This is a genomic window from Streptomyces sp. NPDC059866 (genome assembly GCF_042731325.1).
GTDB lineage: Bacteria > Actinomycetota > Actinomycetes > Streptomycetales > Streptomycetaceae > Streptomyces > Streptomyces flavusporus.
This window is the reverse complement of sequence record NZ_JBHWJT010000001.1, coordinates 454,355-473,000: the sequence shown is the minus strand read 5'-3', so window position 1 is coordinate 473,000 and position 18,646 is coordinate 454,355. Positions and strand designations below refer to the sequence as shown.

16 protein-coding genes are annotated in these 18,646 nt (G+C 71.8%); 8 read left to right on the top strand and 8 right to left on the bottom strand.

Annotated features, from left to right (window positions below):
• Nucleotides 1-213: 213 nt before the first annotated feature.
• Together ACFV7R_RS02190 and ACFV7R_RS02185 are read right to left on the bottom strand one after the other, a co-directional pair.
• Nucleotides 214-1,761, bottom strand: a complete 1,548-nt coding sequence (locus tag ACFV7R_RS02190) for a leucyl aminopeptidase (RefSeq protein WP_385258839.1) — start codon at nucleotides 1,759-1,761, stop codon at nucleotides 214-216.
• A gap of 236 nt (nucleotides 1,762-1,997) precedes the next feature.
• The gene (locus ACFV7R_RS02185; RefSeq protein WP_385258837.1) at nucleotides 1,998-2,783 is read right to left on the bottom strand and encodes an adenosylcobinamide-GDP ribazoletransferase; all 786 of its coding nucleotides are present in this window, start codon (nucleotides 2,781-2,783) and stop codon (nucleotides 1,998-2,000) included.
• 61 nt (nucleotides 2,784-2,844) lie between these two features.
• Between ACFV7R_RS02185 and ACFV7R_RS02180 the strand changes: the two genes are divergently transcribed.
• Nucleotides 2,845-3,609: a hypothetical protein gene (locus ACFV7R_RS02180; RefSeq protein WP_385258834.1), complete on the top strand. Its 765-nt coding sequence runs from the start codon at nucleotides 2,845-2,847 to the stop codon at nucleotides 3,607-3,609.
• 97 nt (nucleotides 3,610-3,706) lie between these two features.
• Here ACFV7R_RS02180 and cobT read toward each other — a convergent pair whose 3' ends face one another.
• Complete coding sequence (cobT, locus tag ACFV7R_RS02175) at nucleotides 3,707-4,810, bottom strand: nicotinate-nucleotide--dimethylbenzimidazole phosphoribosyltransferase (protein ID WP_385258831.1); 1,104 nt, start codon at nucleotides 4,808-4,810, stop codon at nucleotides 3,707-3,709.
• A gap of 152 nt (nucleotides 4,811-4,962) precedes the next feature.
• On the opposite strand from cobT, the gene ACFV7R_RS02170 reads away from it, so the two are divergent.
• Nucleotides 4,963-6,000: a class I SAM-dependent methyltransferase gene (locus ACFV7R_RS02170; protein WP_385258829.1), complete on the top strand. Its 1,038-nt coding sequence runs from the start codon at nucleotides 4,963-4,965 to the stop codon at nucleotides 5,998-6,000.
• A 21-nt stretch (nucleotides 6,001-6,021) separates the two neighbouring features.
• On the opposite strand, the gene ACFV7R_RS02165 is transcribed toward ACFV7R_RS02170, so the two are convergent.
• Nucleotides 6,022-7,230: a bifunctional adenosylcobinamide kinase/adenosylcobinamide-phosphate guanylyltransferase gene (locus ACFV7R_RS02165; protein ID WP_385258827.1), complete on the bottom strand. Its 1,209-nt coding sequence runs from the start codon at nucleotides 7,228-7,230 to the stop codon at nucleotides 6,022-6,024.
• Between the two features lie 330 nt (nucleotides 7,231-7,560).
• Here ACFV7R_RS02165 and ACFV7R_RS02160 point away from each other — a divergent pair, with 330 nt between their 5' ends.
• Nucleotides 7,561-7,773 carry a hypothetical protein gene (locus tag ACFV7R_RS02160; protein ID WP_129803862.1) on the top strand — a complete coding sequence of 71 codons (213 nt, stop codon included), beginning with the start codon at nucleotides 7,561-7,563 and terminating at the stop codon, nucleotides 7,771-7,773.
• A 39-nt stretch (nucleotides 7,774-7,812) separates the two neighbouring features.
• Here the strand turns inward: ACFV7R_RS02160 and ACFV7R_RS02155 are convergent, their stop codons facing one another.
• The 3 genes from ACFV7R_RS02155 to ACFV7R_RS02145 form a co-directional block, all read right to left on the bottom strand.
• Nucleotides 7,813-8,895: a S1C family serine protease gene (locus ACFV7R_RS02155; protein WP_385258824.1), complete on the bottom strand. Its 1,083-nt coding sequence runs from the start codon at nucleotides 8,893-8,895 to the stop codon at nucleotides 7,813-7,815.
• Between the two features lie 70 nt (nucleotides 8,896-8,965).
• Nucleotides 8,966-9,667 carry a class I SAM-dependent methyltransferase gene (locus tag ACFV7R_RS02150; protein ID WP_385258822.1) on the bottom strand — a complete coding sequence of 234 codons (702 nt, stop codon included), beginning with the start codon at nucleotides 9,665-9,667 and terminating at the stop codon, nucleotides 8,966-8,968.
• Nucleotides 9,668-9,750: 83 nt separating this feature from the next.
• Nucleotides 9,751-10,380, bottom strand: a complete 630-nt coding sequence (locus tag ACFV7R_RS02145) for a DUF3043 domain-containing protein (RefSeq protein WP_385258820.1) — start codon at nucleotides 10,378-10,380, stop codon at nucleotides 9,751-9,753.
• A 258-nt stretch (nucleotides 10,381-10,638) separates the two neighbouring features.
• Between ACFV7R_RS02145 and ACFV7R_RS02140 the strand changes: the two genes are divergently transcribed.
• From ACFV7R_RS02140 to ACFV7R_RS02120, 5 genes are all read left to right on the top strand, one after another.
• Entirely contained in the window at nucleotides 10,639-11,442 is an 804-nt protein-coding gene (locus tag ACFV7R_RS02140; protein WP_129803841.1) for a PspA/IM30 family protein, read from the top strand.
• Nucleotides 11,443-11,464: 22 nt separating this feature from the next.
• On the top strand, nucleotides 11,465-11,743 hold the full coding sequence (locus tag ACFV7R_RS02135; RefSeq protein ID WP_385258817.1) for a hypothetical protein: 279 nt from the start codon (nucleotides 11,465-11,467) through the stop codon (nucleotides 11,741-11,743).
• Nucleotides 11,744-11,942: 199 nt separating this feature from the next.
• Nucleotides 11,943-13,163: a sensor histidine kinase gene (locus tag ACFV7R_RS02130; RefSeq protein ID WP_385258814.1), complete on the top strand. Its 1,221-nt coding sequence runs from the start codon at nucleotides 11,943-11,945 to the stop codon at nucleotides 13,161-13,163.
• Nucleotides 13,160-13,840: a response regulator gene (locus tag ACFV7R_RS02125; protein WP_385258812.1), complete on the top strand. Its 681-nt coding sequence runs from the start codon at nucleotides 13,160-13,162 to the stop codon at nucleotides 13,838-13,840. The genes ACFV7R_RS02130 and ACFV7R_RS02125 overlap by 4 nt, the downstream gene beginning before the upstream one ends.
• Before the next feature lie 157 nt (nucleotides 13,841-13,997).
• Complete coding sequence (locus tag ACFV7R_RS02120) at nucleotides 13,998-17,123, top strand: efflux RND transporter permease subunit (protein ID WP_385258809.1); 3,126 nt, start codon at nucleotides 13,998-14,000, stop codon at nucleotides 17,121-17,123.
• Nucleotides 17,124-17,205: 82 nt separating this feature from the next.
• Here the strand turns inward: ACFV7R_RS02120 and nadA are convergent, their stop codons facing one another.
• Nucleotides 17,206-18,390 (bottom strand): quinolinate synthase NadA, encoded by a 1,185-nt coding sequence (gene nadA, locus ACFV7R_RS02115; protein WP_129803545.1) that lies wholly within the window; start codon nucleotides 18,388-18,390, stop codon nucleotides 17,206-17,208.
• Nucleotides 18,391-18,646 lie beyond the last annotated feature (256 nt).

Below are 18,646 nucleotides of genomic sequence, written 5' to 3'. Positions count from 1 at the left end.
GCTGGGCGGCTGGTGTCCGGCCGCTTTGCTTCGGCCCTTTGGGGGGCCCTGTCCTGCCGAGCCCCATCTTCGCACTTGTCATCGCGGGACGAGACGCGGGGCCGGGGTGTGATACGTCGCACGCTCGTTTGTCGATCTGCGGCTCCGCCGGGCGGGCGCGACCGCCCGGCGGAGCCGCCGTACGACAAGGAGCCCCGAGTCAGTGGGCGAACCTCAGCCCAGATCACCCGAAGCGGTCAGCTCGGCAAGCCGGACGAGCGTCCGCACCCCGGACCCCGTACCACCCTTCGGCGTGTATCCGAAGGGCCCCTGCTCGTTGAAGGCGGGCCCGGCGATGTCGAGGTGTGCCCACGTGATGCCCTCACCCACGAACTCCCGCAGGAACAGCGCGGCGACCAGCCCGCCGCCCATCCGCTCACCCATGTTCGCGATGTCGGCGGTCGGCGAGTCCATCCCCTTGCGCAGGTGCTCCGGCAGCGGCATCGGCCAGGCCGGCTCCCCGACCTCCTCCGCGGCCTCGTGCACCGCGGAGCGGAACGCTTCGTCGTTGGCCATGACACCGAACGTCCGGTTGCCGAGCGCCAGCACCATCGCGCCGGTCAGCGTCGCCACGTCCACGATCGCGTCCGGCTTCTCCTCGGACGCCGCCCACAGCGCGTCAGCGAGGACCAGCCGCCCCTCCGCGTCGGTGTTCAGCACCTCCACGGTCTTGCCGCTGTACATCCGCAGCACGTCACCGGGACGGGTCGCCGAACCGGACGGCATGTTCTCGGCCAGCGCCAGCCACCCCGTGACGTTGACCTCCAGCCCGAGGCGCGCGGCGGTGACGACGGCCGCGAACACCGCGGCCGCGCCGCTCATGTCGCACTTCATCGTCTCGTTGTGACCGGCGGGCTTCAGCGAGATGCCGCCCGAGTCGTAGGTGATGCCCTTGCCGACGAAGGCGAGGTGCTTCTTCGCCTTGGAGTGGGTGTACGACAGCTTCACCAGGCGCGGCGCCGACGCCGAGCCGGAGCCGACGCCGAGGATGCCGCCGTAGCCGCCCTTGGCCAGCGCCTTCTCGTCGAGCACCTGCACCTTGATGCCGTTCTCCTTGGCAGCGGCCTGGGCGACCGCGGCGAAGGCCTCCGGGTTGAGGTCGTTCGGCGGGGTGTTGACCAGGTCGCGGGCGCGGTTCAGCTCCTCGGACACGGCGGTGGCACGCTCGACGGCCGCCTTGTGCGCCTTGTCGCGGGGCTTGGCGCCGAGCACGACGGCCTCGGCGAGCGGGGCCTTGCCGTTCTTCTTGCCCTTGGCGGCGGTGCCGTTCTGCGCGTTCTCCTTGTACACGTCGAAGGAGTACGCGCCGAGCAGCGCGCCCTCGCCGATCGCGCCGACGGCGGCCGCGTCCGCGACCGGCAGGGCGAACGCCGCCTTCTTGGAGCCGGCCAGCGCGCGGGCGGCGAGGCCGGAGGCCCTGCGCAGCGCCTCCGCGCCGTACGCGCCCCCGTTGACGTCCTTCTCGGGCAGTGCGCCCAGGCCCACCGCCACCACGAGCGGCGTCTTGAAACCGGACGGCGCGGGCAGCTTCGTGATCTCGCCCTCGGCCCCGGAGGCACCGAGGGTCTCGAGGACGCCGGCCAGCCCGCCGTCGTACGCCTGGTCCACGGCCTCCGCGCCCGGTGCGACGACCGGGCCCTTGTCGCCCTTGGAGACACCGATCACGATCGCGTCGGCCCGCAGGCCGGGCGCCGCGGCGGTGCTGAGAGTCAGAGCAGTCACGGTGGTGAAATCTCGCTTCCGATGTGAAGTTGCAGGGGTCGAACGGGGTGGGTCGACCGGGCCCGACAGCCGACCCCAGGTGCACCTCACGCGCGGTATTCGTCCGGGCACGTGGACACCGGACACGAGACTACGCCCGGCAGGCTTTCCCTCATGCCTGCAGGCGTTCACCTCTGGGTGGCGTCGTCGCCATGTCCCGATCCTCGCACTTCATGAGCCGGGTCACACCCGTGGGGTCACTGGCCGAGTGCGAGAACCACCAGCGCGGTCGTCGCCGCCGTTTCGGCGAGGCCGCCGAAGACGTCGCCGGTGACTCCGCCGAAGCGGCGGATGCAGTGGCGCAGCAGGAGTTCGGCGACCGTGACGGAGGCGACGACCGCGAGGGCGGTACGGGCGATGTCGTACGGTCCGAAGAGCGCCCCCAGGGCAGCGGCGGCCCCCGTGACCGCGAGGGCCGCGCCGAGCGCACCGCGCGCCGGGACGACTCCGGCGACGGCCGCGCCCAGCCCCTCCGGCCGGGCCGGCGGCACCCCGCCACGGGCGGCCAGGGTCAGCGCCAGCCGGGCGGCGGCCGCCGAGACGACGGCGGCGAGCGCACCGCGCGCCCAGGAGGCGTCGTAGAGCTGCGCCAGCGCCGCCACCTGGGCGAGCAGCACGAAGACGAGCGTGATCACCCCGAACGGCCCGATGTCCGACTGCTTCATGATCCGCAGCGCGTCCTCGGCGGGCCTGCCGCTGCCCAGCCCGTCCGCGGTGTCGGCCAGCCCGTCGAGATGCAGCCCTCGGGTGAGCGCCGCCGGCACGGCGACACCGCCGACGGCGGCGAGCAGCGGACCGGCGCCGAGCAGGAGCAGCAGCAGGCCGGCCCCCGCGGCACAGCCCCCGACGACGAGGCCGACGACCGGCGCGCACAGCATTCCGCCCCGCGCCGCTCCCCGGTCCCAGCGGATCACCGTGACGGGAAGGGCGGTGAGCGTGCCGAAGGCGAAGCGAAGGCCGTGCAGGGGCGGGAACTCGGGCATCCCGGCAGCGTACGCGAGGACTTGGGGAGCACCTTGCGGAGAACCTGGTCAAACTGGACCCATGGGAGTGTGGCTGGAGCGCAACATCGTCGAACCCGGCAAGCTCCCCCTGCTCCTCGCCCTGACCGCCTTCGTCGTCACCTTCGTGATCACCCGGGTCATCACCCGCCTCATCCGGGCGGGCAAGGGCCCCTTCGGCAACGTCAGCGCGGGCGGCGTGCACATCCACCACGTCGTCCCCGGCGTGGTCCTCACGGTCATCGGCGGCTTCTGTGCCGTCGCCGGCGGGCAGCACGGCTTCGGCTCGGCCCTCGCCGCCGTCGTCTTCGGGATCGGCGCGGGCCTGGTCCTGGACGAGTTCGCGCTGATCCTGCATCTGGCCGACGTCTACTGGACCGAGGCCGGCCGCAAGAGCGTCGAGGCGGTCGTGCTCACCACCGCCCTGGTCGGCCTGATCCTCCTCGGCTTCGCCCCGTTCGGGGTGAACGACCTCAGCGAGGACGACCTCCAGGACCGCGGGTCGGCGATCAGCGTGATCGCCGGGAACTTCCTGCTCGCCCTCATCGCCCTCGCCAAGGGCAAGGTGCGTATCGCGATCTTCGGGGTGGTCCTTCCTTTCGTCGCCCTCTTCGGCGCGATCCGTCTGGCCCGCCCCGGCTCCCCCTGGGCGAAACGCCTCTACCGCCGCCGCCCCCGCGCCCGCGCCCGGGCCCAGCTGCGCGCCTACCACCACGACCGCCGCTGGGCGGGCCCCAGCCGCAGACTCCAGGACTGGATCGGCGGCACGCCCGACCCGGACCGGCCCCACGCCCTCGAACACCGCTGATCGGCCCGTACGGCCCTCACCGGGCGGGCGCAGCGGCACCCCGCCGGACGGCCCCGGCCGCCACCGGGACGCCCGCACTCGCCGCCTGCGCAGCTTCCTACGCCGTCTCGCCGGCCTCCGTCTGCTCCTCCGTCACCGAGTCCGCCTTCTCGGGCTCCGCCTTCTCGGGCAGCTCCGCCGCCAGTGCCGCCGCGGCCTGTACCAGGGGCAGTGCCAGCAGGGCGCCCACGCCCTCGCCGACCTTCATCCCGTGGTCGAGGAGCGGCTCCAGGGCCATCCGGTCCAGCGCCTTGGCCTGTCCCGGTTCCCCGCTGTTGTGCCCGGCCAGCCACCAGTCCGGCGCCCGGAACGCGATCCGCTGGGCCACCAGCGCACACGCGGCGACGACCACCCCGTCCAGGATCACCGGCGTCTTCCGCACGGCGCTCTGCAGCAGGAACCCGGTCATCGCGGCGAGGTCGGCACCGCCCACCGTCGCCAGAAGCCGCAACTGGTCTCCCAGCACCGGCCGCGCCCGCCGCAGCGCGTCCCGGACCGCGGCGCACTTGCGCATCCACATCAGGTCGTCGATCGCGAGGCCGCCCCGCCCGGTCACCACGGAGGCGTCGGTTCCGCACAGCGCGGCGACCAGCACCCCGGCCGCCGTCGTGCCGCCCACGCTCACATCGCCCAGCACGACCAGATCCGTACCGGAGTCGGCCTCCTCGTCGGCCACCGCGACCCCGGCCCGGAAGGCGGCCTCCGCCTCCTCGGCCGTCAGCGCGTCCTCGATGTCGATCCGGCCGCTGCCGCGCCGCACCCGATGCCGTACGACGTCCTCGGGCAGCGTCCCCGGATCGCAGTCCAGGGCCATGTCGACGACCCGCACCGGCACACCGAGCCGCCGGGCGAGCACGGACACCGGACGGCCGCCCTCCAGCACCTCCCGCACCAACTCCGCGGCGCTGCCCGCGGGCCGCGCCGACACTCCCAACTCCGCGACACCGTGGTCACCGGCGAACAGCACCACGCGCGGCTGTTCCACCGGCCGCACCGGTACGGCGCCCTGCGCCGCGGCCAGCCACTCACCCAGGTCGTCGAGGCGCCCGAGCGAACCGGGCGGCACGATCTGACGCTCCCGGCGCGCCTCGGCGTCGCGGCGCACCCCACCGTCGGGGCGCTCGATCAGATCGGTGAAGTCGTCGAGATTAAGCGAGCTCATTCGCCGAACAGTACCGGCCTCGATCGAACAGGACGGCGCCACATGGCCATCGCTCACCCACGATGTCATTGCACCCAAGATCGTGATCCCATACGTTCCGGTTTGCAGCGGATTGCCGTAGGTCTCCGTCCGTCGTCTCCCGGGAGCCGCCGATGCCACCCACGCCCCCCGACACAGCGGCGGCCGAGCGACGCCGTGCCGCCTGTTTCGCCGAACTCGCCCTGGGCACCGACCGCTTCCACGCCCCGCGCCGCGCCGACTGCCCCTGGTGCGGCTCGGCCCGCCTGCTCACCCGCTTCACCGCCCCGGACCTGCTCCAGCACAAGCCGGGCACCTTCACGCTCGACGAGTGCCGGGACTGCGGCCACACCTTCCTGAACCCGCCTCTCTCACCCGAGGGCCTCGCCTTCCACCACCGGTACCCGCACGACCCCCGGCCGAGCCGGCGCCGGCTCCGGGCGGCCGCCCGCGCGCTGCTGCCCTTCCCGGAGCCGGAGAGCTGGCTGGACGTCGGCACGGGCGACGCGCACTTCCCGCAGGCGGCGCGGGAACTCTTCCCGTACACGGCGTTCGACGGCGTCGACCCCACCCACCGTGTGCTGCGGGCCCGCGCGGCCGGCCACATCGAGGAGGCGTACGTCGGCCACCTCGCCGCCCCCGGCCTCACCGCACGCGTGAGCGCCCGCTACGACGTCGTCAGCCTGCTCCACCACCTGGACCGCACCCCCGCCCCCCGCGCGGAAATCCGGGCCGCCGTCACCGCGCTGCGCCCCGGCGGCCACCTCATCCTCGAAGCCCCCGACCCGAAGTGCGTGTTCGCCCGGCTGCTCGGCAAGTGGTGGCTCCCGCACACCCTGCCCCGCCATCTGCACCTGATCCCGCTGGACAACCTCCGCAGGGAACTGGAGTCCCACGGCTGCACGATCGTCACCGCCGACCACCACCCGGCCCACCGGCCCCACGACCTGTCAACAGCCCTGTCCCTGGCTCTGTCCCACGTCCTGCCGGACCCGGACACCCCGTGGCGGCCGATCGCACCGACCCCGCTCCAGCAGACAGTCCGTACGACCTTCCGGTGCGCCGCCCTGCCCCTGACGGCGGCAGCCGGCGCCGCGGACCACACCCTGGCGCCCCTGCTCCGCCGCACCCGCTTCGCCAACGCCTACCGGATCGTCGCCCGCCGCACCTGACCCTGCAGCGGCGGCGGACGGTCACCCCCGCAGCAGCACCGCCTGCCCCGCCACCACCAGCAGCACCTGCTCGCACTCACCCGCGAACGCCGCGTTGAGCCGCCCGAGTTCGTCCCGGTACCGCCGCCCCGACGCCGTGGCCGGCACGATCCCCGACCCGACCTCGTTGGACACGGCGACCACGACCCGCCGGGTCTGCCGCACCGCCTCCGTCAGCTCGCGCACCCGCTCCCGCAACGCACGTTCACCCCCGGCGGCCCACTCGGCGTCGTCCCACGCCCCGACGGAGTCCATCGCGTCGGTCAGCCACAGCGACAGACAGTCGATCAGCAGCGGCGGCCCGTCCTCCTTCAGCAACGGCACCAGATCGCACGTCTCCGTCGTCCGCCACGACCCGGGTCGTCGTTCCCGGTGCGCGGCGACCCGCTCCGCCCACTCGCCGTCCCCGTTCCGGGTGCCGCCCGTCGCGACGTACAGCACATCGGGGAACGCCTCCAGCCGCCGCTCCGCCTCCACCGACTTCCCCGACCGCGCCCCGCCCAGCACCAGCGTCCGCCGCGGCACGTCCGGCACATCCTCGTACGCCCCCACCGCCAGCGTCGTCCCGTCCGGCACCGCGCGCGCCCCGGCCGCCGCCAGCCGCCGCCGCAACTCGGCCCCCGGCGGCACGTCGTGGTCCAGATGGACGGCGACGACATCGGTCGTCGGCCCCACCGCGCCCACCGCCCGCAACCGGGCCAGTCCGTCCGGCCGCCCCACCACGTCCGCGAGCAGCATGTCGTACGGCTCGGCCTGGGCGGAGCCCTCCTCCAGTCCGGCCGGTGCGCCGCCCGGCGGCAGATACAGCACCCGCTGGCCGTCCGGCCCGGTGACCGCGTACCCCGTGCCCGGCGAGTCCATCGCCACCGCCCGCACCCGATGCCCCGTCAGCAGCACCAACTCCCGCCCGTCCGGCACCCGTCCGGGCTGCGGCAGCCCGGCCGGCACCTCCACCGGCGGACCGTCGTGCGGATGCGACAGCAGCACCTGCCGTACGCCCGACAGCGAACGCCCTGCCCGCGCCGCCGCGAACGCCGCACCCGGCGTCAGATCGAGCAGCAGCGCCCCGTCCACCAGGGCGGCGGTGGCCGCCCGCGCATCCACGCCGAGCGCGGTCGCGCAGGCCGCGCAGGGACAGTCGGGGCGGGGCAGTCCCGCCGGGGCACCGGTGCCGAGCAGAGTCAGTTCCACGAACCCGATTTTCACCGCTGGCCGCCGACACTGCGCGCCCGGGCCCCGCCGCCTACGCAGCTGCGGGCAGTCGTGCCTCCCCCAGTGCCTCAAGGGCCTGGGGGGACCCCCGGGGCGATGGGGGTCCCCCCGCTCGAGCGAAGCCGAGAGTGGGGGAGGGTGGGCGCAGCGGCACCCCGCAGGCGCGGGCGAGCGAAAAGGCCGGGACCAGCCCCCACAGCCCGCACGGTGACAGATCACCCGCAGCCCCAAGACGGCACCCGGCGGAACGCATAGGCTCAGGGCGGGAGCCGGACCAAGATCCGGCGTGCTGACACCTGGGAGGCGTACATGGCGGCATGGACGTGGCGGTTCGAGAAGGCCGACGGGACGGAGGTCCAGCCCGCGGTGCAGCCCGAGGAGTTCACCACGCAGGGGGACGCCGAGTCCTGGATCGGGGAGTACTGGAAGGAACTGCTCGCCGGAGGCGCGGACCAGGTGCGGCTGTTCGAGGACGCCACGGAGATCTACGGACCGATGAGCCTGCACGCGGACGAGGCGTAGCCGGGGCAGGGGGCGGCCGGCGGCCGGGCCGCCCCGTCCTCACTGCTCGCCCAGCTTCACGCCGACGGTCCGCTCGTCGCCGTTCTGGGTGAACGTCACCGTGGTCCGTTCGCCCGGCCGCGCGGTCGCCAGCGCCTCGGCGAGCGAGGTGATGGTCGTGATGTCGTCGTCGCCCAGCCGCGTGATGATGTCCCCGGGTTCGATCCCCGCCTGCTCGGCCGCCCCACCCTCGATCACCTCGACGACGGCGACCCCGGCGGGCCGGTACCGGTCGTCCACGACCGTACGGCCGGTGATGCCGAGCGCCGCCCGGCCCGAGTCGGTGACCCTGCCTTCCTTGATGATCTGGTCGGCGACCGTCTTCACCATCGACGCCGGGATCGCGAACCCGATGCCGGCCGCGGCGCTGTCCCCGAGGCCGGGGTCGACGGCGGCGAGCGTCGGGATGCCGATGACCCGGCTGTCGAGGTTCACCAGCGCGCCGCCGCTGTTGCCGGGGTTGATGGCGGCCGACGTCTGCACCATGTTGGGGATCGTCGCGCCCGTACCGCCGTCGCTGCTGCCCTCGGTGACGGTCCGTCCGGTCGCCGACACGATCCCCTGCGTCACGCTCGACGACAGCCCGAGCGGCGAACCCATCGCCAGCACGATCTGCCCCACCTCGACCTTGGCCGAGTCCGCGAAGGCCGCCGCCTTCAGGCCCTTCGGGGCCTTGTCCAGCTTGATGACGGCGAGGTCCTGCTCCGGGTACGAGTAGACGAGTGCGGCGGTGAGCACGTCCTCGCTGTTCGCCGTCGTCACGGCGAACGTCCTCTGCTTGCCGACGACATGCGCGTTGGTGACGATGTGCCCCCGGTCGTCGTACACCACGCCCGATCCCAGCTCGTCGCGCCCCTGGATCTGCACGACCGACGGCAGGACGTCCTCGATCACCCTCTGGTAGTCGTCCTGCAGGTCCTTGGCGGCCACCGGCAGCGCGGCCTGCCTGGTCGTCGACTCCGGCTCGCCCGACGAACCGGAGCCGGTGCACCCGGCGACGAGCGCAAGGGCGGCCGAGAGAGCACCGACGAGGACGAGGCGACGCAGGGCGTGGGTCACGATCAAGAACGAGGGAGCGGCCATGCCCCGAGTCTCCCCTCGGCACGACGCGTCCGCCCTGCGCTGCTCACCCGAACGGGCAGCCCCCAGCCTGCTATCCACGCACTCCGCAGAGATGCAGCAACGCAGCGACCCCCCGATACGGATCCGTCCGCCCGGCCCGCTCCTCCGCTGCCAGGAGTACCGACACGTCGGCCGGCAGCTCCGCCCCGTCCGTAGCGGTGTCCGTGAAGACCCGCACCCCGTACCACGCGTGCAGCGGCGCGCCGATCCCGGCGAGGGTGGCGGTCAGCGTGCCCAGCCGGTCCGCCCGTACATCGAGCCCCAGCCGATTCCGGTACGCGGTCGTGTCGAAGGCCGCCAGTGCGGCACTCCAGTCCCCGGACAGCCCCGGCCGCATGGCCAACGCGTCACCGTTGCGCACCAGCAGCGACAGCAGCCCGCCCGGAGCGAGCATCCGCGCCAGGCCCGCCAGCAGCGGATCGGGATCGTCGACGTACATGAGCACGCCATGACAGAGCACCACGTCGAAGCTGCCCGGCAGGAAGTGCACCCCCGTGTCCCGCCCGTCCCCCTCGAGGAGCCGCACCCGCTCCCGGATCCCCTCCGGCTCCGCGGCGAGCGCCGTCCGCGCCGCGGACAGCATCGCGCAGTCCTTCTCTATCCCCGTCACCTGGTGACCGGCCCGGGCCAGCCGCAGCGCCTGCGTCCCCTGGCCCATCCCCACGTCGAGCACCCGCAGCCGCTGCCCGACCGGAAACCGCCCGGCTATCTGCTCGTCGAGCTGCCGGGCCACCAGTTCCAGTGATACGACATCCCGCAGCCCGTCGAGACCGTTGAGCCAGGTACCTGCTGCACCCCCGGAGAACGAAGCCGCGCTCAGGGCCGCTCTCCGCGCTTGACCTGCGGCTTCGGCAGCCGGAGTCGGCGCATCTGGAGGGAGCGCATCAGCGCGTAGGCGACCGCACCGCGCTTGTTGTCGTCGGGGAAGCGCTCGGCGAGCCGCTTCTTCAGGCGGTAGCCGGTGACGAACGAGTCGAGCACGATCAGCACGATCACGACGAGCCACAGCAGCAGCGCGATGGTCTGCAGCGCGGGCACCCGCACCATGCTCAGCACGAGAATGACCACGGCCATCGGCAGGAAGAACTCCGCGATGTTGAACCGCGAGTCGATGAAGTCGCGCGCCAGCTTGCGGACCGGCCCCTTGTCCCGCGCCGGCAGATACCGCTCGTCGCCGGAGGCCAGCGCCTGGCGCTGCCGGTCCAGCGCGGCACGGCGCTCCTCGCGCTGCCGCTTGGCGGCCTCCTTGCGCGTCATCGACGTATTGGCGACGCTGCGGCGCTGGGACTGGGCCTCACTGCGCTTGGGCGTCGGCCGGCCCTTCGGGGCCTGCGGGTCACGGGTCTGCTTGGAGTCGGTCAGCGACGCCTTGTCGGCGACTGCGGCCTTCTCTTCCTTGGCACGGCTACGGAACACAAAACCCAAGGGTACGGGGTACGGGGGCATGGACCCCAGTCCCGCGGGGAACGATCCCGCAACACCAGTCGTCTGTAAGGGGACAGAGGGGACGATGTGTACGCCCTCGGGTCCCCTCGGGGCATACCCGGGGACCACCTACTCCCTACGCCGGAGCAGGAGCGTACTCAGTCGTCCTTGGGGATGAGCGCATCCGTCCCCGAACAGTGCGTCAATGGATGCAGGGCCCGTACTGTGGGTTCTGTCGCAGAGCTGGAGCTGGACGTCAGAAGGGGGCGCGCGAAGCCCATGAGCGGTGTCATGAAGCGTATGGGGATGATCTTCCGCGCGAAGGCGAACAAGGCCCTTGACCGGGCCGAGGACCCGCGCGAGACCCTCGATTACTCGTACCAGAAGCAGCTGGAGCTGCTCCAGAAGGTGCGCCGCGGAGTCGCGGACGTCGCGACCTCGCGCAAGCGCCTGGAGTTGCAGCTCAACCAGCTCCAGTCGCAGTCCACCAAGCTGGAGGACCAGGGCCGCAAGGCGCTGGCGCTGGGCCGCGAGGACCTGGCCCGCGAGGCGCTGTCCCGCCGCGCCGCGCTCCAGCAGCAGGTGACGGACCTCGAGACGCAGCACGCGACGCTTCAGGGCGAGGAGGAGAAGCTGACCCTGGCGGCGCAGCGCCTCCAGGCCAAGGTCGACGCCTTCCGTACGAAGAAGGAGACGATCAAGGCGACGTACACGGCGGCGCAGGCCCAGACCCGCATCGGTGAGGCGTTCACCGGCATCTCCGAGGAGATGGGTGACGTCGGTCTGGCCATCCAGCGGGCGGAGGACAAGACGGCGCAGCTCCAGGCCCGCGCCGGCGCGATCGACGAACTCCTCGCCTCCGGCGCCCTCGACGACCCCACCGGCATGGCCAAGGACGACATCCAGGCCGAGCTGGACCGGCTCTCCGGTGGTACGGATGTAGAGCTGGAACTGCAGCGCATGAAGGCGGAGCTGGCAGGTGGCACGTCCGGTGGCCAGCAGGCCATCGAAGGCGGCACGGGCCAGTCGCAGGAGCAGTCCCAGCAGCAGCCGCAGGACACCCCGCGCTTCGACAAGCAGTAGGGCCCACGCCGAGGAGGGCGACATGATCGTACGGATCATGGGGGAGGGGCAGGTGAGGCTGGCCGACAGCCACCTCACCGAGCTGAACAAGCTGGACGACGAACTCCTGGCCGAAATGGAGAACGGCGACGGCCCCGGCTTCCGCCGCACCCTCCAGGCCCTCCTGACCACGGTCCGCGACCTGGGCGACCCGCTCCCCGACGACTCCCTGGAACCATCGGAACTCATCCTCCCGTCCCCTGACGCGACGTTGGAGGAGGTCCGCGAACTCCTGAGCGACGACGACCTGATCCCGGGCTGAACCCGGCGTAGCTGCGGGCAGTCGTGCCTCCTCCTAGAGGGGGACCCCAGGGCGATGGGGGTCCCCCCGCTCGAGCGAAGCCGAGAGTGGGGGAGGGTGGGCGCGGGCGGCACCCCGTAAGCGCCGGGCCGCGCTCCCACCCCCACCGAACGCCGGGCACCATTCGCAGCGACCCCCACCCCAGCTACCGTAAACACCCGTGACCACCCTCGACCGCGCCCGCCGCCAGCTGAAGGCGCACCCCATGGCACTGGACGCGGCACTGGCGGCCGGCGTACTGATCTGCATGGTGGCCGGCTCGTTCGTGGACCCGCACGGCAAGTACGCCGTCAGCTGGGGCGTACGCACCCCGGACCCCCTCAGCCTCGTCCTCATGGCCCTCGGCGCAGCCGCCCTGGTGTTCCGCCGCCGCGCGCCGATGCGGATCCTCCTCATCACCGGCACCCTCTCCGTCGTCGAGTGCATCACCGGCGACCCCAGAGCTCCCGTCGCGATGTCCGCGGTGGTCGCCCTCTACACCGTCGGCTCCACCACCGACCGCCCCACCACCTGGCGCGTCGGTCTGCTCACCATGACCGTGCTGACCGGCGCGGCCATGCTCGCCGGCCCCCTACCCTGGTACGCGCAGGAGAATCTCGCCATCTTCGCCTGGACCGGCATGGCCGCCGCCGGTGGCGACGCCGTCCGCAGCCGCCGCGACTTCGTGCACGCCATCCGTGAGCGCGCCGAGAAGGCGGAACGCACCCGCGAGGAGGAGGCCCGCCGCCGCGTCGCCGAGGAGCGGCTGCGTATCGCTCGTGACCTGCACGACGTCGTCGCCCATCACATCGCTCTGGTCAACGTCCAGGCCGGGGTCGCCGCCCATGTCATGGACAAGCGCCCCGACCAGGCCAAGGAGGCCCTCGCGCACGTACGCGAAGCCAGCCGCTCCGCGCTCAACGAGCTGCGCGCCACCGTCGGCCTGCTCCGCCAGTCCGACGACCCCGAGGCCCCCACGGAACCGGCCCCGGGCCTGGACCGCCTCGAGGAACTCGTCGGCACCTTCCGCAGCGCCGGCCTGCACATCGAGGTCGCCCGCGCCGACCACGGCACGACCCTGCCCGCCGCCGTCGACCTGGCCGCGTACCGCGTCATCCAGGAAGCCCTCACCAATGTGCAGAAGCACGCCGGCGCCGCCGCCAAGGCCGAGGTCAGCATCGTCCGCGTGGGACCGAACATCGAGATCACCGTCCTCGACGACGGCACCGTCCTCGACGACGGCCCGGTGACCGGCGGCGGCCACGGACTGCTCGGCATGCGCGAGCGGGTCACCGCCCTGCGCGGCACCCTCACCACCGGTCCCCGCTACGGCGGCGGTTTCCGCGTCCATGCGATCCTGCCGGTCAAGACCCGCAGCAGCCCAGCGAAGGACCCCGTATGACGATCCGTGTCCTGCTCGCCGACGACCAGGCGCTGCTCCGCAGCGCCTTTCGCGTGCTCGTCGACTCCGAGCCCGACATGGAGGTGGTCGGCGAGGCGTCCGACGGCGCGGAGGCGGTACGGCTGGCGAAGGAGCAGCGGGCCGACGTCGTCCTGATGGACATCCGGATGCCCGGCATGGACGGTCTCGCCGCCACCCGCATGATCAGCGCGGACCCCGCTCTCGCCCATGTCCGGATCGTCATCCTGACGACGTTCGAGGTCGACGACTACGTGGTGCAGTCGCTGCGCGCGGGCGCCTCCGGCTTCCTCGGCAAGGGCTCCGAGCCGGACGAACTGCTCACCGCGATCCGGGTCGCGGCCGACGGGGAGGCGCTGCTCTCCCCGGTCGCCACCAAGGGCCTGATCGCCCGCTTCCTCGCCCAGGGCGGCGACTCCCCGGACCGCGATCCAGCCCGCTCCGAGCGGCTCGACGCGCTCACCGGGCGCGAGCGCGAGGTGCTGGTCCAGGTGGCGGGCGGGCACTCCAACGACGAGATCGCCGAGCGGCTGGAGGTCAGCCCGCTCACGGTGAAGACGCACGTCAACCGGGCCATGGCCAAGCTCGGCGCGCGGGACCGGGCGCAGCTCGTGGTGATCGCGTACGAGTCGGGGCTGGTACGTCCAAGGGTGGACTGACCGCATCGCGTCCCTACTCCACCCGCAGTATGCGCCGTATAAGGAAATGGACCTGGGGGCGACGGATCGGCGGTTTCCCATGGCTCAGGGTGGTGGGGTGGGCGCTCACCTGTGCGCCCGCCCCTCCGCTCAGGCCACGGAAGAGAGACGCTGACCCATGTCCTGGCTGTCAAGATTCAGCCTCGCGCAACGGGCCCTGATAGGGCTGATGTCCATCATCGCGCTCGCCTTCGGTGCGATCGCGATCCCGCAGCTCAAGCAGCAGCTGCTGCCCACCATCGAACTGCCCATGGTGTCGGTCCTCGCGCCGTACCAGGGCGCGTCCCCGGACGTGGTCGAGAAGCAGGTCGTCGAGCCCATCGAGGACAACCTCGAGGCCGTCGACGGCATCACAGGCGTCACCTCCACGGCGAGCGAGGGCAACGCCGTGATCATGGCGTCCTTCGACTACGGCAACGACACCAAGCAGCTCGTCGCCGATGTCCAGCAGGCCGTCAACCGGGCCCGCGTGCAGCTCCCGGACGACGTCGACCCGCAGGTCGTCGCCGGTTCCACGGACGACATACCGACCGTCATCCTCGCCGTCACCTCCGACGAGGACCAGCAGGCCCTCGCCGACCGGCTCGACCGGACCGTCGTCCCGGACCTGAAGGGCATCGACGGTGTCCGCCAGGTCTCCGTGGAGGGCGTACGGGACCTCCAGGTCGCCGTCACCCCGGACGACCGGGAGCTGGCCAAGGCGGGCCTGACCACGCAGACCCTCGCACAGGCCCTCCAGGCGGGCGGCGCCACCGTCCCGGCCGGCTCCTTCGACGAGGACGGCAGCAACCGCACCGTGCAGGTCGGCGGCGCCTTCACCTCGCTGAAGCAGATCAAGGACCTGATGATCACCGGCGAGGGCGTCGACAAGCCCGTACGCCTGGGCGATGTCGCCACGGTGAAGGAGGAGCAGGCCACCGCCGACTCCCTCACCCGCACCAACGGCAAGCCCAGCCTCGCCGTCGCCGTCACCATGGACCACGACGGCAGCGCGGTCGCCATCTCGAACGCGGTCGAGGACAAGCTGCCCGAGATGCGGGAGGACCTCGGCTCCGGTGCCACCGTCACGGTCGTCAGCGACCAGGGCCCGGCGGTGTCGAAGTCCATCGAGGGCCTGACGACGGAGGGCGCGCTGGGCCTGGTCTTCGCGGTCCTCGTCATCCTGGTCTTCCTGGCGTCGATCCGCTCGACCCTGGTCACGGCGGTGAGCATCCCGCTCTCCGTCGTCCTGGCCCTGATCGTGCTGTGGACGCGGGACCTGTCCCTGAACATGCTCACCCTGGGCGCCCTGACCATCGCGATCGGCCGGGTCGTCGACGACTCGATCGTGGTCCTGGAGAACATCAAGCGGCACCTCGGCTACGGCGAGGAGCGCCAGGAGGCGATCCTCAAGGCGGTCCGCGAGGTCGCGGGCGCGGTCACCTCCTCGACCCTCACCACGGTCGCGGTGTTCCTGCCGATCGGCCTGGTCGGCGGCATGGTGGGCGCCCTGTTCGGCTCGTTCAGCCTGACCGTCACGGCCGCCCTGCTGGCGTCCCTGCTGGTCTCGCTGACGGTCGTGCCGGTCCTGTCGTACTGGTTCCTGCGCGCCCCGAAGGGCACCCCCGAGGACGCCGACGAGGCGCGCCGGCAGGCGGAGGAGAAGGAGGCGAAGAGCAGGCTCCAGCGTCTCTACGTCCCCGTCCTGCGCTTCGCCACCCGTCGCCGCCTGACCAGCGTGGCGATCGCGGTCGTGGTCCTCATCGGCACCTTCGGCATGGCGCCGCTGCTGAAGACCAACTTCTTCGACCAGGGCGAGCAGGAGGTCCTCACCGTCAAGCAGGAGTTGAAGCCGGGCACCAGTCTGGCGGCGACCGACGCCCAGGCGCAGAAGGTCGAGCAGCTCCTCGCCGACACCGAGGGCGTCAAGGACTACCAGGTGACGGTCGGTTCGTCCGGCTTCATGGCCGCCTTCGGCGGCGGCACGGACACCAACCAGGCCTTGTACTCGGTCATGCTGGACGACTCGGCCTCGTACGAGGACGTCCACGACCGCCTCGAGAAGGGCCTGGCGGACCTCTCGGGTATCGGTACGACCACCATCGCCGCCGGTGACGGCTTCGGCAGCCAGGACCTGAGCGTGGTCGTGAAGGCGGCCGACGCGGATGTGCTGCGCACGGCCGCCGAGGAGGTCCGCAAGGCGGTGGCCGGCCTGGACGACGTCACCGACGTCACCAGCGACCTGGCGCAGAGCGTGCCGCGCATCTCTGTGACGGCCAAGGACGAGGCGGCCGCCGCCGGCTTCAACGACCAGACGCTGGGTGCCGCGGTGGCGCAGGCGGTGCGCGGTACGACCGCGGCCAAGGCGACGCTGGACGACACCGAGCGGGACGTCGTCATCAAGTCGGCGAAGCCGGCCGAGACCATGGCCCAGCTGAAGAACCTCTCCCTGGGCCCGGTGAAGCTGGGTGACATCGCGACCGTGCGGGTCGTCGACGGGCCGGTCTCCATGACCCGGATCGACGGTCAGCGCGCGGCGACCATCACCGCCAAGCCGACCGGCGACAACACGGGTGCGGTGAGCGCCGACCTCCAGTCGGAGATCAACGCGCTGGACCTCCCGGAGGGCGCCACGGCCGAGATCGGCGGTGTCTCCGAGGACCAGGACGAGGCCTTCGCCAACCTGGGTCTGGCGATGCTGGCGGCGATCGCGATCGTGTTCATGCTGCTGGTCGCGACGTTCCGTTCGCTCGCCCAGCCGCTGATCCTGCTGGTGTCGATCCCGTTCGCCGCGACGGGCGCGATCGGCCTGCTGATCGCCACGGACACCCCGATGGGCGTCCCCGCGATGATCGGCATGCTGATGCTGATCGGCATCGTGGTGACCAACGCGATCGTGCTGATCGACCTCATCAACCAGTACCGCAGGCAGGGTTACGGCGTCGTCGAGGCCGTGGTCGAGGGCGGTCGCCACCGTCTGCGCCCGATCCTCATGACGGCCCTGGCGACGATCTTCGCCCTGCTGCCGATGGCCCTGGGCATCACCGGCGAGGGCGGCTTCATCGCCCAGCCGCTGGCGGTGGTCGTGATCGGCGGTCTGATCAGCTCCACGCTGCTGACCCTGCTCCTGGTCCCGACGCTGTACGCGATGCTGGAGCTCCGCAAGGAGCGCCGGGCGAAGAAGCGGGCGGCGAAGCGGGCGAAGAAGTCCGGCGCGGCACCCCTGGCCGACGAGGACAAGTCCCCGGAGCCGGCCGGAGTCTGAGGCTCACCGATCGCATGAGTAAGGGGTGCCCTCCCTGGGAGGGCACCCCTTACCGGCGTTTACGGCAGAGCCGGACCAGCGTTTACGGCAGTGCCAGCATCCGCTCCAGCGCCAGCTTCGCGAACGCCTCCGTCTCCTTGTCCACCTCGATGCGGTTGACGAGGTTGCCCTCGGCGAGGGACTCCAGCGCCCAGACGAGGTGCGGCAGGTCGATGCGGTTCATGGTCGAGCAGAAGCACACCGTCCGGTCGAGGAAGACGACCTCCTTGCCCTCGGGCGCGAAACGGTTCGCCAGACGGCGGACCAGGTTCAGCTCGGTGCCGATGGCCCACTTGGATCCGGCCGGCGCCGCCTCGAGGGTCTTGATGATGTACTCCGTCGAGCCGACGTAGTCCGCGGCCGAGACCACCTCGTGCTTGCACTCGGGGTGGACCAGGACGTTGACGCCCGGGATGCGCTCGCGCACGTCGTTGACCGAGTCGAGGTTGAAGCGGCCGTGCACCGAGCAGTGGCCCCGCCACAGGATCATCTTCGCGGCGCGCAGCTCGTCGGCGGTCAGCCCGCCGTTCGGCTTGTGCGGGTTGTAGACGACACAGTCCTCCAGCGACATGCCCATGTCGCGGACGGCGGTGTTGCGGCCGAGGTGCTGGTCGGGCAGGAACAGCACCTTCTCGCCCTGCTCGAAGGCCCAGTCCAGGGCGCGCTTGGCGTTCGACGACGTGCAGATCGTGCCGCCGTGCTTGCCCGTGAACGCCTTGATGTCCGCGGACGAGTTCATGTACGAGACCGGCACCACCTGCTCGGCGATCCCGGCCTCGGTCAGCACGTCCCAGCACTCGGCGACCTGCTCGGCCGTCGCCATGTCGGCCATCGAGCAGCCGGCCGCCAGGTCGGGCAGCACGACCTTCTGGTCGTCGCTCGTCAGGATGTCCGCGGACTCCGCCATGAAGTGCACACCGCAGAAGACGATGTACTCGGCCTCGGGGCGCGCGGCGGCGTCCCGGGCCAGCTTGAAGGAGTCGCCCGTGACGTCGGCGAACTGGATGACCTCGTCGCGCTGGTAGTGATGGCCGAGCACGAAGACCTTGTCGCCCAGCTTCTCCTTGGCCGCGCGGGCGCGCTCGACCAGGTCCGGGTCGGACGGCGAGGGCAGGTCGCCGGGACACTCCACGCCCCGCTCGCTCCTCGGGTCGGCCTCACGGCCGAGCAGCAGCAGGGCGAGGGGCGTCGGCTGTACGTCGAGCTCCTGGGTCTGGGCGGTGGTCACGACACGCACCCTTTCTTTTCTGCGGCTCGCCGACCCGGGGAATCCGGATCGGCGGGACATACGGGACACCTTTTCGACTTTTCGTCGAAATGACGCTATCTATCATAACCGCTTCACGTCAGTTTGACGATGGCCATAGCGTCGATGTGACGTGAATCCCGACACCTGGGCGTCGCGATGCGTTGTCGCGTTGTCCACAGGGCGCTGTGCGGCCTGCCACGCATGTGCGAGCATGAAGAAGAAGAAAGGCAAGTGC

What these genes read in the sequence shown, in the direction of transcription:
- ACFV7R_RS02140 (WP_129803841.1), top strand. Translation starts at nt 10,639, where the DNA reads ATGAGCGGTGTCATGAAGCGTATGGGGATGATCTTCCGCGCGAAGGCG.
- ACFV7R_RS02125 (WP_385258812.1), top strand. Translation starts at nt 13,160, where the DNA reads ATGACGATCCGTGTCCTGCTCGCCGACGACCAGGCGCTGCTCCGCAGC.
- ACFV7R_RS02155 (WP_385258824.1), bottom strand. Translation starts at nt 8,895, where the DNA reads ATGGCCGCTCCCTCGTTCTTGATCGTGACCCACGCCCTGCGTCGCCTC.
- ACFV7R_RS02170 (WP_385258829.1), top strand. Translation starts at nt 4,963, where the DNA reads ATGCCACCCACGCCCCCCGACACAGCGGCGGCCGAGCGACGCCGTGCC.
- cobT (WP_385258831.1), bottom strand. Translation starts at nt 4,810, where the DNA reads ATGAGCTCGCTTAATCTCGACGACTTCACCGATCTGATCGAGCGCCCC.
- ACFV7R_RS02120 (WP_385258809.1), top strand. Translation starts at nt 13,998, where the DNA reads ATGTCCTGGCTGTCAAGATTCAGCCTCGCGCAACGGGCCCTGATAGGG.
- ACFV7R_RS02145 (WP_385258820.1), bottom strand. Translation starts at nt 10,380, where the DNA reads ATGCCCCCGTACCCCGTACCCTTGGGTTTTGTGTTCCGTAGCCGTGCC.
- ACFV7R_RS02185 (WP_385258837.1), bottom strand. Translation starts at nt 2,783, where the DNA reads ATGCCCGAGTTCCCGCCCCTGCACGGCCTTCGCTTCGCCTTCGGCACG.
- ACFV7R_RS02160 (WP_129803862.1), top strand. Translation starts at nt 7,561, where the DNA reads ATGGCGGCATGGACGTGGCGGTTCGAGAAGGCCGACGGGACGGAGGTC.
- ACFV7R_RS02180 (WP_385258834.1), top strand. Translation starts at nt 2,845, where the DNA reads ATGGGAGTGTGGCTGGAGCGCAACATCGTCGAACCCGGCAAGCTCCCC.
- ACFV7R_RS02135 (WP_385258817.1), top strand. Translation starts at nt 11,465, where the DNA reads ATGATCGTACGGATCATGGGGGAGGGGCAGGTGAGGCTGGCCGACAGC.